Source organism: Pseudobutyrivibrio sp. 49 (assembly GCF_900100545.1).
Classification (GTDB): domain Bacteria; phylum Bacillota; class Clostridia; order Lachnospirales; family Lachnospiraceae; genus Pseudobutyrivibrio.
In genome coordinates this window covers 1-1,910 of the sequence record NZ_FNDP01000042.1, presented here as the reverse complement: position 1 = coordinate 1,910, position 1,910 = coordinate 1, and the positions used below count along the sequence as shown (strand labels likewise).

Annotated in this window: 1 protein-coding gene; it reads right to left on the bottom strand. The window is 39.6% G+C overall.

What is annotated here, in order from left to right:
- Positions 1 to 169: 169 nt before the first annotated feature.
- Complete coding sequence (locus BLP54_RS15535; protein WP_090171560.1) at positions 170 to 1,798, bottom strand: IS1182 family transposase; 1,629 nt, start codon at positions 1,796 to 1,798, stop codon at positions 170 to 172.
- Positions 1,799 to 1,910: the final 112 nt, after the last annotated feature.

Below are 1,910 nucleotides of genomic sequence, written 5' to 3'. Positions count from 1 at the left end.
GGGGCTGTCGCTTTAGATGATTAAATCATCTAAGCGAGGCCCCTTTTTCTTACCATAAATTGTGGATTTGAGAAATGGTTTTCATTGTTATTGTGAAAAATTGAGTACTTTAACAAGCCGATGTGATAATCGGCGCATTGTTGCCTTTTTCATTTTGAAGTGTCAAAAATTATGAGGCTTTTTTCAATTCAAACAGGTGTGTTCCTGTTCGCTCAGCAGCAATCTTATGATGTAGCTTATTTATATCATAGCCGATTGCCAGCAGTATGCTCTGTGCAAGAACATTTTCTTTTCCACGATACAGATATCTTCTGAAGTTCATGTCTTCTTTCACGTTTGCGAATGATCCTTCCGCTTGAATACTGCGGTTCATTCTCAGCTGAGTTCCGTAATCGCTGGTTATTCGTTCAAGACATTCTGCTCGCTTTTCTTCCATTTTTCTTGAAACGGAAAGCCTCTTGTTTCTATCTTCAAACGCTGTCTTGCAGTTATTCCCTTTAATGCAGTCTTTCTTGTAAGGACAGCTATCACAACTATTACACTCATATATAGTTACTTCCCGCTGATATCCCGTTGCTGTTTTCTGTGTCCTTTTGGATACTGCAGTGAGTTGTTTGCCATTTCTACATATATAACTGTCTGATTCGGGATCATAGTCCATGTTTTCACGTCTGCTAATGTCATGCCGGAACTTTCTTGTTTTTGAAAGTTCATAATTCTGAGGCTTGATGTATGCAGTTTGCTCATTTGATTCGATAAAGATATAATTCTCTTCACTTTCATAGCCGGCATCAGCAACGATATTTTTATACTTGAATGTAAGATGTTCCTCCATGTCTTTAAGGAAGGGGATCAGCGTAATGGTATCTGTTGGAGCCGGGAATACATCCAGCCATGTGACATACTCTGAATCCACTCCATGCTGCAGGTTATATGCTGGCTTAAGCTGGCCGTTGAGCATGGCATCTTCCTTCATCCTCATGAATGTTGCATCTGTATCAGTCTTTGAATAACTGTTTCTGGTGCCGCATACATACAGCTTGTGGTTATACTCTTTGAGCTTTTCTATGTACTCCTCAAGTTTTTCTATTGAACGTTGGAGTGGAGTCTTTCTTTTTCCAATACCATGTACGAACTGGATATCTTCATCATCCTTAAGTTTATACAGTTTCTTCCTTAGACGCTTAATGGTGTGTAATGATATTTGGTCGTTATATACTACTTTTATCCCATAGAGTTCTTCACACTCGGCACAGAAAGTACATATCTTTTCAGTCAGCTTTATCATGTTTTTTGATACAGCTTTCTTCCATACAAAGGTATACTTGTTGGCTACTGACTCTATCTTGGTTCCGTCAATGAAGATGTTTTCGCCTGAAATCTCACCAAGTTCTAGCAGTATGGTTCCTACCTGTGCCATGATCTGCTTGGCGCACTGTGAGAGATGAATTGATATAAATCTTGCGATGGTGGAATGGTCAGGAGCAGGCGCTCCGTCCAGAAGGTACATGAAATTGATGTCTCTCTTGCAGGCAGACTCAATATCACGACTTGAATAGATTCTGTTCATTGCTGCATAGATGACAATCTTAAGCATCTGACGTGGTGTAGCCTGATTCTTTCTGATTCTGTTATAAGTCTCATAAAGATCAGAAAGATTCATTTCCTCCACAAATGCACTTACCAGGCGTACCGGATCATCGGATGGAATGGATATTTCTATGTCTAGCGGAAGTTTGATTTGATGATACAAGGAAGATACAGTATAATCTCCTTGTAAGATTTTGTTTAGTAGCATAAACTAATTTTACAGCAAAAATCGGGCTTTTCGAAGCCCGATTTTTGTGTTAAACACAGTATTTTCGCATACAAAAAGGGGCCTCGCACTAGTTTCTTAGTGCGACAGCCCC